The following is a 16,177-nucleotide window of genomic DNA, read 5'->3' on the forward strand; positions in this document are numbered from 1 at the left end:
TATCGCACCGGCGCCGGCCCGCAGGTCGACGGCGGCCGGTTAGAGCAGGTCGGTGATCGTCTTCAGTCCCGCGTCGTAGAGAACACCGGGAAGCATCTCGCCCTCGCATTCAATGGTGGTGCCGTTGACGAAGTCGGCCTGGCCGCCGGCCAGGAAAACACAGACCCGCCCGACCTCCGCGGGCTCCCCGGCGCGGCGCAACGGGACGGCGGCGAAATACCTTGCGCCACCGGGGTCGTCCTTGGGCAACACAAACGATCTGCACGGCGAACGCGTGAAACAGCGCGGTGCGCGCGTACTCGTCGTCGGCGGCGGGCGCGCCTTGAATGCGTTGCACCAGTTCGGGAATGCTCTCGGCGTGGGGCGCCGGAACGGTGCCGCCGGCAATGTTCACCAGGATGTCGACCCGACCGTGGATGGCCACGACCTCCGCGACGAACGCGTCGATCGAGCGGTAGTCGCCCTGGTCGCACACCTTTTGGGAAGCCCGGTGCGCCCGGTCCGGTTCGATGCCGGGGATCGCGTCCAGCGGTGAGCGCGAGCAGCCGATCACGGTCGCGCCGGCGCGCAGCAGTTCATGGGCGATGCCCACGCCCACCCCGCGGCTGGTGCCGGTGACGATCGCGACTTTGCCCTCGAGGACGCTCATCGCAGACCCCCGGCGAAACCATCGACCGTTGACAGTCACTGCCAGCAAGTCATAGCCTGCCATTTCATCCGCCGATGTGTAAAGGCCGCACATGCCGTCCGGGAGGTCAATGATGAGTAGCCCGTCGAAGCTTCGTGTCATCCAGTGGGCCACCGGGGGCGTGGGTAAGGCGGCGATCGAGTGCGTCATCAATCACCCCGAGCTGGAACTGGTGGGGTGCTGGGTGCACAGCGCCGACAAGAACGGCGTTGACGTCGGCAAGATCATCGGTGCCGGCGAACTGGGCGTCACCGCCACCACGAGCATCGACGAGATCCTGGCGCTGGACGCGGACTGCGTGATGTACAGCCCGCTGATACCCAACGACGACGAAGTGATCGCGATCCTGCGCTCGGGCAAGAACGTTGTCACTCCCGTCGGGTGGGTGTATCCCGATGCGACCAACGAGCGTCACCAGGCCGTCGCCAACGCGGCAGCGGAAAGCGGTGTGACGCTGCATGGTTCGGGCATCCACCCCGGCGGCATCACGGAGCGATTCCCGCTCATGGTGTCCTCGCTGTCGTCGGCGGTGACGCACGTGCGGGCCGAGGAGTTCTCCGACATCCGCACCTACAACGCCCCGGACGTGGTGCGCCACATCATGGGATTCGGCGGCACCCCCGAGGAAGCCACCGCAGGGCCGATGGCCGGCCTGCTCGAAGCGGGCTTCAAGCAGTCGGTGCGAATGATTGCCGATCACATGGGTTTTCGCATCGATCCCAACATCAGGACCGTCCAGGACGTCGCCGTGGCGACCGCCGACATCGACTACGACCCCTTCCCGATCACGACCGGCACCGTGGCCGCGCGCCGGTTCCGCTGGCAAGCGCTCGTCGATGGTGAACCGGTGATCACCGCGGCGGTCAACTGGCTGATGGGCGAGGAAAACCTGGAACCGGCATGGAACTTCGGCGGGCGGGGTGAACGCTTCGAGGTGGAGATCACCGGCGATCCCGACGTGAGCCTCACCTTCAAGGGTCTGCAACCGGAGACGATCGCGGAGGGACTGGTGAAGAATCCGGGCGTCGTGGTCACCGCCAATCACTGCATCAACGCCATTCCCGACGTATGCGCCGCCGGGCCGGGCATCAAGACCTACCTCGACTTGCCGCTGTTCGCCGGGCGCCCGGCCTCCGGATTGGTCGAATGAGCTACAGCCACCCCGATTCCATGCGCGGACACGTCGCGATCGTCACCGGCGCCGCCCAGGGCGTCGGCAAGGGCGTCGCGACCGCATTGCTCGAACGCGGCGCGAAGGTGCTGCTGGTCGACATCCAGGACGAGGTTCTGGGCAGAACCTGCGCCGAGCTCGAGGCGATCGGACCGGTCGAACAGCTCGTTGCGGATCTGCGTGACCCGCTGAGCGCGCAGCGGATCGCGGCCGCCGCGGTCGGCGCCTTCGGCACGGTGCACGGCCTGGTCAACAACGCCATCGCCACCAACGAGCCGAAGGCGTTCGTCGACATCACCACCGACGACCTGGCGCTCGGCTACGAGGTGGGCCCCCGCGCAACGTTCCTGCTGATGCAGGCCGTACACCCATTGATGGTCCAGGCCGGCGGTGGGTCGATCGTGAACCTCGGTTCGGGCACGGGCACCGGCGGTGAGCCGAAGTGGGGCGGTTATGCCGCGGCCAAGGAAGGCATCCGCGGACTGTCGAAAGTGGCGGCGCTGGAATGGGGGCGCGACAACATCCGCGTCAACGTGATCTGCCCCTTCGCCGAATCCGACGGGGTCAAGTTCTGGAAATCGTTCGCTCCCAAGGAATACGACAAGGCCGTGGGCCGGGTGCCGATGAAACGCATCGGCGATGTCCGCACCGACGTGGGCGCGCTGGTGGCGTTCCTGCTCGGCAGTGACGCCACGTTCATCACCGGGCAGACCATTCACGTCGACGGCGGGATCGGCTGCTTCCGATGAACGGCGAGTCGCTCCGCGACCGGCAGCGCGCACAGATCCGGGCCGATATTCGGCGCGCGGCGTTCCGCCTGTTCGTCGAGCGCGGGTACGACGCGGTCACCACGGAGGAAATCGCCACCGCCGCCGGAGTTTCCCCGCGCACGTTCTTCCGGCATGTGCCGGCGAAGGAGGAGCTGCTCCTGGCACCGGTGCGATACGGCGGGGCCGCGATCGTCAATCTTCTCGAGGGCCGACCCGCCGGCGAGGCACCCGATGTCGCGCTGATCAATGCCATCGTCACGCGCACCCGCTCGTTCGAACAGGCCGACACCGAAGAATGGCGCGAAGCCCTGCTGGTGGTGCCCGACCTGCTCGACAAGGTCACGGTGCACCGGCCCGCCGACAAGGAGCGGGCGACCAAGCTCATCGCCGAACGGATGGGCGTCGATCCGGGTGCCGATCTGCGTCCCGGCCTCCTGGTCCAACTCGCCTTCGCGGCAGCCGATTTCGCGTTTCAGCAGTGGGTGCGCCGATCCGGACGGCCGCGACCGCTGGATCGTTACGTCACCGACGCCCTCGAGGCGGTCAAAAGCCCGCATTGGAAACGCAAGTAGACGGTTCAGCGGCGCTGTATCGCTTCGGGATTGGCGATCCGGATGGGCTTCCCGTCCAGCCAGGCCGCCACTGATTCCACCGTGTCGGAGTAGAAGGCGCCCAGCATCTCACGAGTGACGTAGCCCAGGTGTGGGGACAGGGTCACGTTCGGGAGTCGCCGCAACGGATGGCCTGTCGGCAGCGGCTCGGTGTCGTAGACGTCCAGGCCGGCCCCGGCGATGCGGCCCGCTTCCAAAGCGTCGATCAGGGCCGCCTCGTCCACGATCGGGCCCCTGGAGGTGTTGATCAGGTACGCATGCGGCTTCATCAGCGCCAGCTCGGGCGCGCCGACCAAACCTCGAGTGCGCTCCGAGAGCACGAGATGAACGGACACCACGTCCGAACATTCGAACAGCGCCGCCTTCTTGACCCTGCGTGCGCCCAGGTTCGCGGCGGTCTCCTCGGTGAGGTTCTGGCTCCACGCAAGGACCTCCATGCCGAACGCCGCGCCGTAGTGGGCCATTCGAGCGCCGACCCGGCCCAGGCCGAGAAGTCCGAGGGTTTTGCCGGACAGGGTGACTCCCGCGCTGCTCTGCCAGCGACCCTCACGCATGTTGTGATGCTCTTCGGCGAGATTGCGCACCGTCGCAATCATCAGCCCCCAGGCGAGTTCCGGTGTGGCGTCACGCACCGAGCTGAACCGGGGATGGGTGAAATCCGAGTGCGCCACCGCAATCCCATGCTCGCCGGCCGCGGTCATGTCCAGGTTTGGCAGGCTCCTGCCGACGATGGTGATCAGTTTCAGGCTCGGCAGCCGCTCGATCAGTGTCCGGGGAAACGCCATCCGCTCCCGCAGGGTGCAGACCACCTCGAACGGGCGTAGCGCATGAGCCGCTTCGTCCTCGGTGAGGTGCCGGTCGAAAACCGTGATGTCGGCCCGCTTTTGCACCGGTGACCAGTCGGCAACGCCTAAGGCGATGCCGGCGTAGTCATCGAGAATCGCAACCTTGGGCACGTGGTCTCCTTAGTTCGAAATCGCCGGTGGGTACGGCAGATCCGTGCTGGTGTGCGGATCGACATACACGGGGCGCCCGAGATAGGGAAAGGCGCGCTGCGGGCAGGCGGGCCGGTCGCAGATCTTGCAGCCGGCCCCGATCGGCACGACCGATTCGGTGTTGGTCGGATCGATGCCGACCGAGTAGATGAGTTTTTCGGCGTGGGCGACGTCGCAGCCCAGTCCGATGGCGAAGCTCTTGTCCGGCCCGAGATAGCGGCTCGGCTCCCTCGTGGTGGTCCTGGCGAGCCAGAAATAGGTGCGCCCGTCGGGCATCTGCGCGACCTGTGTCAGGAACTGACCGGGCCTGGAGAATGCATGATGCACCACCCACAGCGGGCAGTTTCCGCCGACGCGAGAGAAGTGAAAGGCCGTGGCGGACTGGCGTTTAGAGATGTTTCCCGCGCTGTCGGTCCGGACGAAGATGAAGGGCACCCCGCGCGCGTTGGTGCGTTGCAGGGTGGACAGCCGGTGGCAGATGGTTTCAAACCCCACCTCGAATCGCCTTGCCAGCTGGTCGATGTCGTAGCGGACGCTCTCGGCGGCATCGAGAAATCGGAGATAGGGCAGCAGTAGGGCGCCGGCGAAATAGTTGGCCAGGCCGATGCGGGCCACGCCGCGGGCGTCCCCGCTGAGCTGATCGCCGCTCGCGATGATCCCGGCGATCAACCTGTCCTGGGTCAGCAGCGCGATCTGGGTGGCGAGCTGGAAGGCGCGCTGCCCGGGGTGAAGCCACCGCGCTACATACAGGGTCCTCGATTCGGGCGCAAACAGCCGTTTGGAGTTGGGATCCAGCGCCTGGCCGTCGTCGATCACCACCGTGACGCCGAGTTTGTCCGCGAGCAGCCGGGCCAGCTGGCCGTCGAGACCGCCGATGCGCAAGTTGTTCTCGTTGAACAGGTCTTCGGCCGCGACGTCCAGTTCGCCGATGTAATTTTTGCGGTCGTAGAAGAAGTCGCGGACCTCTTCGAAAGGCATGGGCTGCTGCGAGACTGCCGACGTGTCTGAGCTTTCCAGGTTGGCGCGACTGTGGAGCGCTTCGAGGTCGGCGGTGGTGTCGTGCAGTCGCCGGTGCAGATTGACCAGCGTCTGGCCGACCGCCGGCATGCGAGCGACCAGCTCCTCGAGTTGTCCCGGCGTGGCGGACGTGTCGGCCAGAACCTCCCGCAGGTCCGAGACCAAGCGGGCGTCGGACTCCGGCGCGAAGTACTGCGTCGGTAGGTCGAACCGCTCGGTGAGGGTGAGCAGCACCGGAACCGTGATCGGACGCTGGTCATTTTCCAGCTGATTGACGTAGCTGGTCGACAATCCCAGTGCGCGCGCCAGCGCCACCTGGGTCAGCCCCCGTTCCTCGCGCAATCGCCGGAGACGCGCGCCGGCGAACGTCTTCGCCACATTCGTCACCGTACGCCCACCGTCTTTCGCAACATTCGCAAGAATTGCGGGATAAGGACACAAATTTACGCTTTTACAGGGCATTTACGCCATCCCCGCGCGTGCGTACTGTGCGGCGTATGCGGATTCACGACGTTGGAACCCGGCGCAGCGCCGACGACTTCCCCCGTAACGAACACCTGGCCTGGAAGATCGCCGAGGTCGCGGCCGACCCCGTCGCCGTGCCCGCGGAGACCGAGGCGATGGTGATCAATCGCATCATCGACAACGCTGCGGTTTCCGCCGCTTCGGTGATTCGTCGCCCGGTGGCCGCCGCGCGGGCTCAAGCTCGGGCGCACCCCGATTCGGTCAAGGGTGCGAAGGTGTTCGGTATCGGCGGCGACTACTCACCCGAGTGGGCGGCCTGGGCGAACGGCGTTGCGGTCCGCGAGTTGGATTTCCACGACACCTTTCTGGCCGCGGAGTACTCCCACCCGGGTGACAACATCCCGCCACTGGTAGCCGTCGCCCAGCATCTCGAAATCAGTGGCGCCGATCTGATTCGCGGTCTGGCGACCGCGTATGAGATTCAGGTCGATCTGGTCAGGGGGATATCGCTGCACGAGTTCAAGATCGACCACGTCGCGCACCTCGGCCCGTCGGTGGCGGCCGGCCTGGGCACCATGCTGCATCTGGACAAGGAAACCATCTACCAGGCGATCGGACAGGCACTGCACCTGACCACCGCCACCCGCCAATCGCGCAAGGGTTTGATCTCGAGCTGGAAGGCATACGCGCCCGCGTGGGCCGGCAAGGTCGCCATCGAGGCCGTCGACCGCGCGATGCGCAAAGAGGGCGCACCGGCGCCGATCTGGGAAGGCGAGGACGGCGTGATCGCCTGGCTGCTGGGCGGTCCCGAACGTACCTACCGGGTGCCGCTGCCCGAACCCGGGGAACCCAAGCGGGCCATCTTGGACACCTACACCAAGGAGCATTCGGCGGAGTATCAGAGTCAGGCGCCGATCGACCTCGCACGCCGGCTGCGCGAGCGTATCGGCGATCTCGAGCAGGTCGCCACGATCGTGTTGCACACCAGCCACCACACCCACTACGTGATCGGCACGGGATCAGGGGATCCGCAGAAGTTCGACCCGGATGCCTCGCGGGAGACGCTGGACCACTCATTGCCCTACATCTTCGCGGTCGCACTGCAGGACGGCACCTGGCATCACGAGCGTTCCTACGCGCCGGAGCGAGCGCACCGGCCTGAGACCGTCGAGCTATGGCGCAAGATCTCCACGGTTGAGGATCCGGAATGGACTCGGCGCTATCACTCCAACGATCCTGCCGAGAAGGCGTTCGGGGCACGCGCCGAGGTGACACTGAAGAGCGGCGAGGTGATCTCCGATGAACTCGCCGTCGCCGACGCACACCCCTTGGGGGCCCACCCGTTCGAGCGCAAGCAGTACATCGGGAAGTTCACCGATCTGGCCGACGGCATCGTCTCGGACTCCGAGCAGCAGCGGTTCCTGTCGGCGGTCGAAGCCGTTCCGGACCTGCAGGCCGGCGCGCTGGGTGCGCTCAACATCACCGTTGATCCGCTCGTGCTCGACCGGGGACCGACGATTCCACCGGGGATCTTCTGATGAGTGGCCTGATCGCGAGCGCCGTTGCCCCGGCCGACAAGCGGGCGCGACTCCGCAGCGCACTGAAAAGCGGCCAGCTGCAACGCTTCCCGGGCGCCTTCTCGCCACTGGTGGCCAAGTTGGTCGCCGAGCTCGGCTTCGACGGGGTGTACGTATCCGGCGCGGCGCTCTCTGCCGACTTGGGCCTGCCCGACATCGGGCTGACCACCCTGACAGAGGTCAGCGGCCGGGGCGCACAGATCGCGGGCGTGACCGACCTGCCCACCCTGATCGACGCCGACACCGGTTTCGGCGAACCGATGAGCGCCGCGCGCACGGTGACCGCGCTGGAGGACGCCGGACTGGCCGGCTGCCACTTGGAGGACCAGCAGAACCCGAAGCGATGCGGGCATCTGGACGGTAAGGCCGTGGTGCCCGCCGGCGAGATGATCAAACGCCTTCGCGCCGCTGTATCCGCCCGACGGGACCCGAATTTCATCATCTGCGCCCGCACCGATGCGGCCGGTATCGAAGGGATCCCCGCTGCGGTCGACCGCGCCAAGGCCTACGCCGACGCGGGTGCTGATCTGATCTTCGCCGAAGCTCTGCACACACCAGCCGAATTCGAGCGATTCCGCGCCGCGGTGGACACCCCGCTGCTGGCCAATATGACCGAATTCGGCAAGTCCGAGCTCCTGACCGCCAAGCAGCTCTCCGACATCGGCTACAACGTGGTGATCTACCCGGTGACCACGCTGCGGTTGGCGATGCACGCCGTGGAGGTGGGCCTTCGGGAAATCTCCGACGCCGGAACACAATCCGGTCTTTTAGATCAGATGCAGCACCGCAGCCGCCTCTACGAGCTGCTGCGTTACGCCGACTACACCCAATTCGACTCCGACATCTACAATTTCGCCCTCCAAGGAGCAACGACATGAATGGCAACATCGAAGACAAGTCCCGCATCTACAAAGGCCTGGCCGGTGTCGTCGTCGACAGCACAGCGATCTCGAAGGTGGTCCCGGAGACCAACTCCCTGACCTACCGCGGATATGCGGTCGAAGACCTGGCGACGAAGTGCAGCTTCGAACAGGTGGCCTACCTGCTGTGGCACGGCGAGTTGCCCGACGACCAACAGCTTGCGCTGTTCACCCAGCGGGAACGAGCGGCCCGGCGGCTGAACCGATCCCAGCTGTCACTGTTGTCCAGATTGCCGGAGAACTGCCATCCGATGGACGTGGTGCGCACCTTCATCAGCTCCATGGGAGCCGAAGACCCCGACGAGGACGACGGCAGTCCGGCGGCGAACCACGCCAAGGCGCTGCGGATGTTCGCGGTGCTGCCCACCGTCGTCGCCGCGGACATGCGCCGCCGGCGAGGTCTGGACCCCATCGCCCCGCACAGCCACATGAACTACGCGCAGAATTTTCTGCACATGTGCTTCGGCGACGTCCCCGAGCAGGTGGTGGTGGACGCGTTCGAGCAGTCGATGGTCCTGTACGCCGAGCACAGCTTCAACGCATCGACCTTCGCCGCCCGGGTGGTCACCTCGACCCAGTCCGATATCTACAGCGCGGTCACGGCGGCCATCGGCGCGCTGAAGGGACCGCTGCACGGCGGCGCCAACGAGGCCGTCATGCACGACATGCTCGACATCGGCACCGCCGATCGCGCCGCGGAATGGCTGCGCAACAAGCTGGCTCGTAAAGACAAGATCATGGGATTCGGGCACCGGGTGTACAAGAACGGTGACTCGCGGGTGCCGACCATGAAGGAGGCACTGAAGCGCGTCGCCGCGGCGCGCGACGGGCAGAAGTGGCTCGACATCTACGACGTCCTGGAGAAGGGCATGGCCGCGGCCAACGGCATCAAACCCAACCTCGATTTCCCGACCGGACCGGCCTATTACCTGATGGGCTTCGACATCGGCATCTTCACACCGATCTTCGTGATGAGCCGCGTCACCGGCTGGACGGCACACGTCATGGAGCAGACCGCGTCCAACGCGTTGATCCGTCCGCTCAGCGAGTATGTCGGAGCACCGCAGCGGGCTCTATCGTAAATACCGTGTTTGCGAAGGTACTGGTCGCCAATCGCGGAGAGATCGCGATCCGCGCGTTCCGCGCGGCTTACGAGCTGGAAATCGGCACGGTGGCGATCTACCCGTACGAGGACCGCAATTCCGTGCACCGGCTCAAGGCCGACGAGTCGTATCAGATCGGCCAGGAGGGACACCCGGTCCGCGCCTACCTGTCGGTCGACGACATCGTCGCGACGGCGCAGGCATGCGGAGCGGACGCGATATACCCCGGCTATGGCTTCCTGTCGGAGAATCCCGATTTGGCGGCGGCATGCGCGGCGGCGGGCATCACCTTCGTCGGTCCGAGCGCGGAAGTGCTCGAGCTCACCGGCAACAAGTCCCGGGCGATCGCGGCGGCGCGAGCGGCGGGTCTTCCGGTGCTCGCCTCCTCGCCACCTTCGACGTCGGTCGACGAGCTGGTGGCCGCCGCCGATTCGATGACGTTCCCGCTGTTCGTCAAGGCCGTCGCCGGTGGCGGCGGACGCGGGATGCGCCGGGTCGCCGACGCGGCATCGCTGCCCGAGGCGATCAAGGCCGCCAGCCGCGAGGCCGAATCCGCGTTCGGGGACGCCTCGGTGTTTCTCGAGCAGGCGGTGATCAATCCGCGTCATATCGAGGTGCAGATCCTGGCCGACACCCAGGGCAACGTCATTCACCTCTATGAGCGCGACTGCAGTGTGCAGCGCCGCCATCAGAAGGTTGTCGAGATCGCGCCGGCTCCCAATCTGGACCCTGCGCTGCGCCAACGAATCTGCGCAGACGCGGTGGCTTTCGCGCGAAGCATCGGCTATACGTGCGCCGGCACCGTGGAGTTCCTCCTCGACGAACGCGGCAACCATGTGTTCATCGAGATGAACCCGCGCATCCAGGTGGAGCACACGGTCACCGAGGAGATCACCGACGTCGACCTGGTGTCCGCACAGCTGCGCATCGCCGGCGGTCAGAGCCTGGAAGATATTGGGTTGAGCCAGAATTCGATCGTTCCGCACGGTGCGGCGTTGCAGTGCCGGATCACCACCGAGGATCCGGCGAACGGGTTCCGTCCGGACACCGGCCGCATCACCGCGTATCGCACCCCGGGCGGCGCGGGAATCCGGCTGGACGGCGGCACCACGCTCGGCGCCGACATCAGCGCGCACTTCGACTCGATGCTGATCAAGCTGACCTGCCGGGGCCGCGACTTCGCCACGGCGGTGCGCCGGGCGCGCCGCGCGGTCGCCGAATTCCGCATTCGCGGCGTCTCTACGAATATCCCCTTCCTGCAAGCGGTCCTGGACAACCCTGACTTTCAGGCCGGTCGCATCACGACGTCGTTCATCGAGGAGCGCCCGCAGCTGCTCACCGCGCGCAGCTCCGCCGACCGCGGCACCAAGATCCTCAGTTATCTGGCCGACGTCACCGTCAACAAGCCACACGGCGAGCGTCCGTCCGCGGTGTACCCGCACGACAAGCTGCCCGACGTCGACCTGTCGGTGGATCCGCCGGCGGGTTCCAAGCAGCGGTTGACCGAACTCGGGCCGGAGCGATTCGCTGCCTGGCTGCGCGAGTCACGCGGTGTCGGCGTCACGGATACCACCTTCCGCGACGCCCACCAGTCGCTGTTGGCGACGCGGGTGCGCACCAGCGGCCTGGTCAAGGTGGCGCCCTACATCGCCCGCACCACACCACAGTTGCTGTCGATCGAATGCTGGGGCGGTGCGACTTACGATGTGGCGCTGCGGTTCTTGAAGGAAGACCCCTGGGAGCGGCTGGCGACGCTGCGCGAGGCGTTGCCGAACATCTGCCTGCAGATGCTGCTGCGCGGCCGCAATACCGTTGGGTACACGCCCTATCCGGAGACGGTCACGACGGCGTTCGTCGAGGAGGCGACGGCGACGGGCGTCGACATCTTCCGGATCTTCGACGCGTTGAACAACGTCGACTCGATGCGGCCCGCCATCGAGGCCGTGCGGGAAACCGGGGCATCGGTGGCCGAGGTGGCGATGTCCTACACCGGCGATCTCAGCGATCCCGCCGAAAAGCTCTACACGCTGGACTATTACCTGAAGCTCGCCGAACAGATCGTCGAAGCGGGCGCGCACGTGCTGGCGATCAAGGACATGGCCGGGCTGCTGCGCGCACCCGCGGCGACCACCCTGGTCTCGGCGCTCAAGTCCCGATTCGACCTGCCGGTGCACGTGCACACCCACGACACCCCGGGTGGGCAGCTGGCGACCTATGTTGCGGCCTGGCACGCCGGAGCCGACGCCGTCGACGGCGCCGCGGCCCCCCTCGCGGGAACCACCAGTCAGCCCGCGCTGTCGTCGATCGTGGCCGCCGCGGCCAACACCGCCTACGACACCGGGCTGTCGCTGCCGGCGGTATGCGACCTGGAGCCGTATTGGGAGGCGCTCCGAAAGGTCTACGCGCCCTTCGAATCCGGGCTCCCCGCCCCGACGGGGCGCGTCTACCACCACGAGATCCCCGGTGGCCAGTTGTCGAACCTGCGCCAGCAGGCCATCGCCCTGGGGCTCGGTGACCGGTTCGAGGACATCGAAAACGCCTACGCCGGGGCCGATGCCATCCTGGGGCACCTCGTCAAGGTCACCCCGTCCAGCAAGGTGGTCGGTGACCTGGCGCTGGCCCTGGTAAGCGCCGGCATCAGCGCTGCGAACTTCGCCGAGGACCCCGCCCGCTACGACATCCCCGACTCGGTGATCGGTTTCCTGCGCGGGGAACTCGGTGATCCGCCCGGTGGGTGGCCGGAACCGTTGCGCACCAAGGCATTGGAGGGACGCGGTCCGGCGAAGCCCGAACAGGAGCTGTCGGCCGCGGACGAAAAGGCGTTGGCCACCCCGGGCGCCGACCGGCAGGCGGCGCTGAACCGGCTGCTGTTCCCCGGGCCCACCAAAGAGCTCGAGGACCATCGCGAACAGTACGGGGACACCTCTCGGCTGAGCGCCAACCAATTCTTCTACGGCCTGCGCCAGGGTGACGAGCACCGCGTCGAGCTGGAGCGCGGTGTGGAGCTGTTGATCGGCTTGGAGGCTATCTCCGATGCCGACGAACGCGGCATGCGCACGGTGATGTGCATCCTCAACGGCCAGCTGCGCCCAGTCGTGGTGCGCGATCGCAGCATCGCGGCGGACGTCCCCGCCGCGGAGAAGGCCGAACACGCCAACCCGGACCACGTCGCGGCTCCCTTTGCCGGTGTCGTGACGGTGACCACCGACGTCGGCGAACACGTCGAAGCCGGCCAGACCATCGCGACGATCGAAGCGATGAAGATGGAAGCCGCCGTCACCACGCCGAAGGCCGGCAAGGTCGCGAGGATCGCGGTCGCGCACACCGCGCAGGTCGAGGGCGGCGATCTCTTGGTGGTGATCGACTAGCGACGATCGCGAGCGCGGCCGTTGATCAGGGCGGCGCGCGCGAGGGTCTGCTCGGCCTGCTTGACGTGGGCGGCGTCGACCAGGACACCGTTCACCCCGACGGCGCCGCGCCCCTCGGCCTCGGCCTCCCGATAGGCGGCGACATTAGCCTCGGCACGGGCGATTTCGTCGGCGGTCGGGGCATAGACCTGGTTGGCGACGGGCACCTGGTCGGGGTGGATGGCCCACTTGCCGGTGTAACCGAGCAGCGATGCGCGCCGCGCGTCGCGCTCGTACCCCGACAGGTCGCGGTAATCGGGATACGGCGCGTCGATCGCGTCGATGCCGGCGATGCGGGCGGCCACGATCACCTTGTTGCGCGCGTAAGCCCAGAATTCGCCGGGATATTCGCCGAGCGGAACGAAGTTGGTGTCCACCCGGGCGCCTTGCGACAGCGAGAAGTCGCCCACGCCGAAGATCAACGCGTCCAGCCGCGGGCTGGCCGCCGCGATCTCTTCGGCGTTGGCCAGGCCTTCCACCTCTTCGATGAGAACCTCAAGCCGAATGCGGTTGGCCAGGCCGAGTTTGGCCTCCAGCTGGGTGAGCAGCACGTCCACCCACCACACATCGCGGGCCCTGCGGGCTTTGGGAATGATGATCGTGTCGAGGTTCTGGCCGGCTTGGGTGACCACCTCCACGACGTCGTCGTGGCACCACTGGGTGTCCAGGCCGTTGACCCGGATGGCGCGGGCGGTGCGGCCCCAGTCGAGGTCGTTGAGCGCGGCGATGACCTTGGCGCGCGATTCCACCTTGACCCCGACAGGGGTCGCGTCCTCGAGGTCGAGGAACACCAGGTCGGCGCCGCACCGGGCGGCCTTCTCGAACATGTTGTCGTTGCACGCCGGTACTGCGAGTTCGGAACGACGGAGCAAATCAGTCATCGGTTTCTTTCCGTCACAACACGCCGCGGGCGCGCAGGTCGTCAATGTCGCTGGGAGTCAAGCCGAGTAGTTCGCCGTAGACCTCGGCGTTGTGTTCACCGAGGCCGGGTCCGAGATGGCCGACCGCTCCGGACGCCGAGGAGAAGCGCGGAACGGGTGCCTGCACCTTCATCGTCCCGAGTTGTGCATCGTCGACGCAGATGAACACCTCGCGATGGGCCAGCTGCTCGTCGGCGAGAAGATCGTTGATGTCGTAAACGGGGGCCGCGGCCACCTCGTGGGCGTCGAAGGCGTCCATCGCTTCCGAAAGTGTCTTTGTGGCAACCCAGTCCGCGACCACGGCGTCGACTTCACCGGCCCGGGCCAACCGCCGCTGCGGGTCGGAGAAGTCGGGGTCGGTCACCAGGTCGTCGCGCCCTATCGCCCGGAACACCCGCAGGGCCAGCGCCGGTGAACTGCCCGACATGGCCAGCCAACGCCCATCGGCTGTTTGATACGTGTTGCGCGGCGCCGAGATATCCCAGCGGTTGCCGGACCGCTCGGGCACCAGGCCCAATTGGTCGTAGCCCAGCAGCGTCTGTTCCAGCAGCCGGGCCAGCGGGTCGATCAAGTTGACGTCGATCAGCTGTCCCGACCCGCCGTGCACGTCACGGTGATACAGCGCCATCAGCACGGCGTAAGCGGCATTCAGTGAGGCGACACCGTCGGCCAACATGAACGGCGGTAGCGTGGGCGGGCCGCCGGCCTGGCCGGTGATGTGCGCGAATCCGCTCATCGCCTCCCCCAGCGTGCCGAAGCCCGGGCGCTCGCTTTTGGGCCCGGTCAGCCCGTAGCCCGTGATGTGCAGCATCACGATGCGATCGTTGACCGCGCGCAGGCTCTCGTAGTCCAGCCCCCACTTGCGCAGGGTTTGCGGCCGGGTGTTGAAGATGGCGACGTCGGCGTGGGCCACCAAGCGGCGTACCAGGTCCTGGCCTTCGGCGCAGCGCAGGTCAAGCGTGATCGACCGTTTGTTGCGCGATAACGATTTCCACATCAGGCCAACGCCGTCGCGCTGGTTACCCCAGCCGCGGATCGGGTCACCGTGCCTGGGTTCCTCGACCTTGATCACGTCGGCGCCGAACTCGCCGAGATAGGTGGCCACCAAAGGCGCGGCGGCCAGGGTGGCGAGGTCGAGAACCCGCAGCCCGTCAAGCATTGGCACCGGCAGCCACCCGTGCGCTCGAAGGGCGCTGCAACCCGAGGTGTCCCCGCAGCGTCGACGACTCGTACTCGGTGCGGAACAGCCCACGGCGTTGCAGCTCCGGAACCACCATGCGCACAACATCTTCGAACGCGCCGGGCAGATGCGTTGCGGCGAGCACGAATCCGTCACAGGCCCCGCTTTGGAACCAGTCCGCCATCTGGTCGGCGACCTGTTGGCCGGTGCCGACGAAACGCGGCCCCTGCAGCAGCGTGGCACGATGGCTGGCGAGGTCGCGCAGCGTGACGGTGTCCCCGCCGATATGGGTGCGCAGATTCTGCACCAACCCGCGGATTCCGGAAACCGAGGCGAGCAGTTCGTCGGTGACCGGGTCGTCCAGATCGTGCTGTGCGAAGTCGTAATTCATCAATTCCGACAAGAGCGTCAGCGATGCCATCGGATGAACCAGGTCATCGAGGAACATGGCTTCGCGCTCCTTGGCGTGAGCTTCCGACTCGCCGACGACAGCGTAGGCCATGGGGCAGATGCGCACCGCGGCCGGATCGCGACCGGCGTCGGCGATACGGTCCTTCTGATCGGCGTAGTGGCTGCGCGCCACGTCGATCCCCGGATCGCCGGTGAAGATCAATTCGGCCCACCGCGAGGCGAATTCGCGTCCCCGGCCCGACGAGCCGGCCTGGATGATGACCGGGCGGCCCTGCGGGGTCCGCGGCACCGTCAACGGCCCGCGCGCGGAGAAGAATCGGCCGACGTGGCCCAACTCGTGCACCTTGGCGGGGTCCGCATAATGCCCGGACGCCCGGTCGTGCAGTATCGCGCCGTCCTCCCAGGTGTCCCACAGTCCGGTCACCACGTCCATGAATTCGTCGGCCCGGTCGTAACGTTCGTCGTGACCGAGGTGGGCGTCGACGCCGAAGTTCTGCGCTTCGCTGTCGTTGACGGAGGTGACCACGTTCCACGCGGCGCGGCCGCGCGACACGTGATCCAGCGAGGCGAACGTTCTGGCCACATGGAACGGCTGGTAGTAGGTGGTCGAGTAGGTGGCGCCCAGCCCGATCTTCGAGGTGGCCTGCGCGAGCACGCCGAGGATCACGCTGAGGTCCAGCTTGACCGGGCGGGCGCCGTAATGGACGGCTTCGCCCACCGAGCCGCCGTAGACGCCCGGCATCGCCAGGCGATCGTCGAAGAACATCAGGTCGAAGCAGCCCTCTTCGAGCTGGCGGCCGATCTTGGCGTAGTAGGAGGCGTCCAGGTATCGGTGCTCCGTCGCGGGGTGCCGCCACGAGCCCGCGTAGACCGAAGTGCTGCCGGCCTGCATGAAGGCGACGAGGGCCATCTTGTCGGTGCGCATTTTTGAAACGTAGCATC

12 protein-coding genes and 1 pseudogene are annotated in these 16,177 nt (G+C 66.7%); 7 read left to right on the forward strand and 6 right to left on the reverse strand.

All coding sequences use genetic code 11. The annotated features are described in order from the left end of the window. Nucleotides 1-39 precede the first annotated feature (39 nt). Nucleotides 40-649, reverse strand: a pseudogene (locus BST14_RS02670) (SDR family NAD(P)-dependent oxidoreductase). 112 nt (nt 650-761) lie between these two features. Here BST14_RS02670 and BST14_RS02675 point away from each other — a divergent pair. From BST14_RS02675 to BST14_RS02685, 3 genes are read left to right on the forward strand one after another with little or no spacing between them, the layout of a single operon-like run. Continuing rightward, nucleotides 762-1,838, forward strand: a complete 1,077-nt coding sequence (locus tag BST14_RS02675; RefSeq protein WP_169926035.1) for an NAD(P)H-dependent amine dehydrogenase family protein — start codon at nt 762-764, stop codon at nt 1,836-1,838. Further along, entirely contained in the window at nt 1,835-2,608 is a 774-nt protein-coding gene (locus tag BST14_RS02680) for an SDR family NAD(P)-dependent oxidoreductase (RefSeq protein WP_083063056.1), read from the forward strand. The genes BST14_RS02675 and BST14_RS02680 overlap by 4 nt, the downstream gene beginning before the upstream one ends. Then, on the forward strand, nt 2,605-3,201 hold the full coding sequence (locus tag BST14_RS02685; RefSeq protein ID WP_083063057.1) for a TetR/AcrR family transcriptional regulator: 597 nt from the start codon (nt 2,605-2,607) through the stop codon (nt 3,199-3,201). Before BST14_RS02680 ends, BST14_RS02685 begins: the two co-directional genes overlap by 4 nt. Before the next feature lie 5 nt (nt 3,202-3,206). Here BST14_RS02685 and BST14_RS02690 read toward each other — a convergent pair whose 3' ends face one another. Together BST14_RS02690 and BST14_RS02695 are read right to left on the reverse strand one after the other, a co-directional pair. Then, the gene (locus BST14_RS02690; protein ID WP_083063058.1) at nt 3,207-4,196 is read right to left on the reverse strand and encodes a D-2-hydroxyacid dehydrogenase family protein; all 990 of its coding nucleotides are present in this window, start codon (nt 4,194-4,196) and stop codon (nt 3,207-3,209) included. Nucleotides 4,197-4,205: 9 nt separating this feature from the next. Beyond that, a complete protein-coding gene (locus tag BST14_RS02695) occupies nt 4,206-5,639 on the reverse strand; it encodes a short-chain fatty acyl-CoA regulator family protein (protein WP_083063059.1) in 1,434 nt (477 codons plus the stop codon). Between the two features lie 110 nt (nt 5,640-5,749). On the opposite strand from BST14_RS02695, the gene prpD reads away from it, so the two are divergent. The 4 genes from prpD to BST14_RS02715 are packed head-to-tail and all read left to right on the forward strand — an operon-like array spanning nt 5,750 to nt 12,685. Beyond that, nucleotides 5,750-7,255 carry a 2-methylcitrate dehydratase PrpD gene (prpD, locus tag BST14_RS02700; protein ID WP_083063060.1) on the forward strand — a complete coding sequence of 502 codons (1,506 nt, stop codon included), beginning with the start codon at nt 5,750-5,752 and terminating at the stop codon, nt 7,253-7,255. After that, nucleotides 7,255-8,172: a methylisocitrate lyase gene (gene prpB, locus BST14_RS02705; RefSeq protein ID WP_083063061.1), complete on the forward strand. Its 918-nt coding sequence runs from the start codon at nt 7,255-7,257 to the stop codon at nt 8,170-8,172. The genes prpD and prpB overlap by 1 nt, the downstream gene beginning before the upstream one ends. Continuing rightward, entirely contained in the window at nt 8,169-9,296 is a 1,128-nt protein-coding gene (locus BST14_RS02710; protein ID WP_083063062.1) for a bifunctional 2-methylcitrate synthase/citrate synthase, read from the forward strand. Before prpB ends, BST14_RS02710 begins: the two co-directional genes overlap by 4 nt. A 5-nt stretch (nt 9,297-9,301) precedes the next feature. After that, on the forward strand, nt 9,302-12,685 hold the full coding sequence (locus tag BST14_RS02715; RefSeq protein WP_083063063.1) for a pyruvate carboxylase: 3,384 nt from the start codon (nt 9,302-9,304) through the stop codon (nt 12,683-12,685). Here the strand turns inward: BST14_RS02715 and BST14_RS02720 are convergent. The 3 genes from BST14_RS02720 to BST14_RS02730 are packed head-to-tail and all read right to left on the reverse strand — an operon-like array spanning nt 12,682 to nt 16,160. After that, on the reverse strand, nt 12,682-13,605 hold the full coding sequence (locus BST14_RS02720; RefSeq protein WP_083063064.1) for an HpcH/HpaI aldolase/citrate lyase family protein: 924 nt from the start codon (nt 13,603-13,605) through the stop codon (nt 12,682-12,684). The genes BST14_RS02715 and BST14_RS02720 overlap by 4 nt on opposite strands. A 13-nt stretch (nt 13,606-13,618) precedes the next feature. Continuing rightward, nucleotides 13,619-14,803 carry a CaiB/BaiF CoA transferase family protein gene (locus BST14_RS02725; protein WP_083063065.1) on the reverse strand — a complete coding sequence of 395 codons (1,185 nt, stop codon included), beginning with the start codon at nt 14,801-14,803 and terminating at the stop codon, nt 13,619-13,621. Next, nucleotides 14,796-16,160, reverse strand: coding sequence for an LLM class flavin-dependent oxidoreductase (locus BST14_RS02730; RefSeq protein WP_083063066.1), 1,365 nt, complete (start codon nt 16,158-16,160; stop codon nt 14,796-14,798). The genes BST14_RS02725 and BST14_RS02730 overlap by 8 nt, the downstream gene beginning before the upstream one ends. Nucleotides 16,161-16,177: the final 17 nt, after the last annotated feature.

Source organism: Mycobacterium arosiense ATCC BAA-1401 = DSM 45069, from assembly GCF_002086125.1.
Lineage (GTDB): Bacteria > Actinomycetota > Actinomycetes > Mycobacteriales > Mycobacteriaceae > Mycobacterium > Mycobacterium arosiense.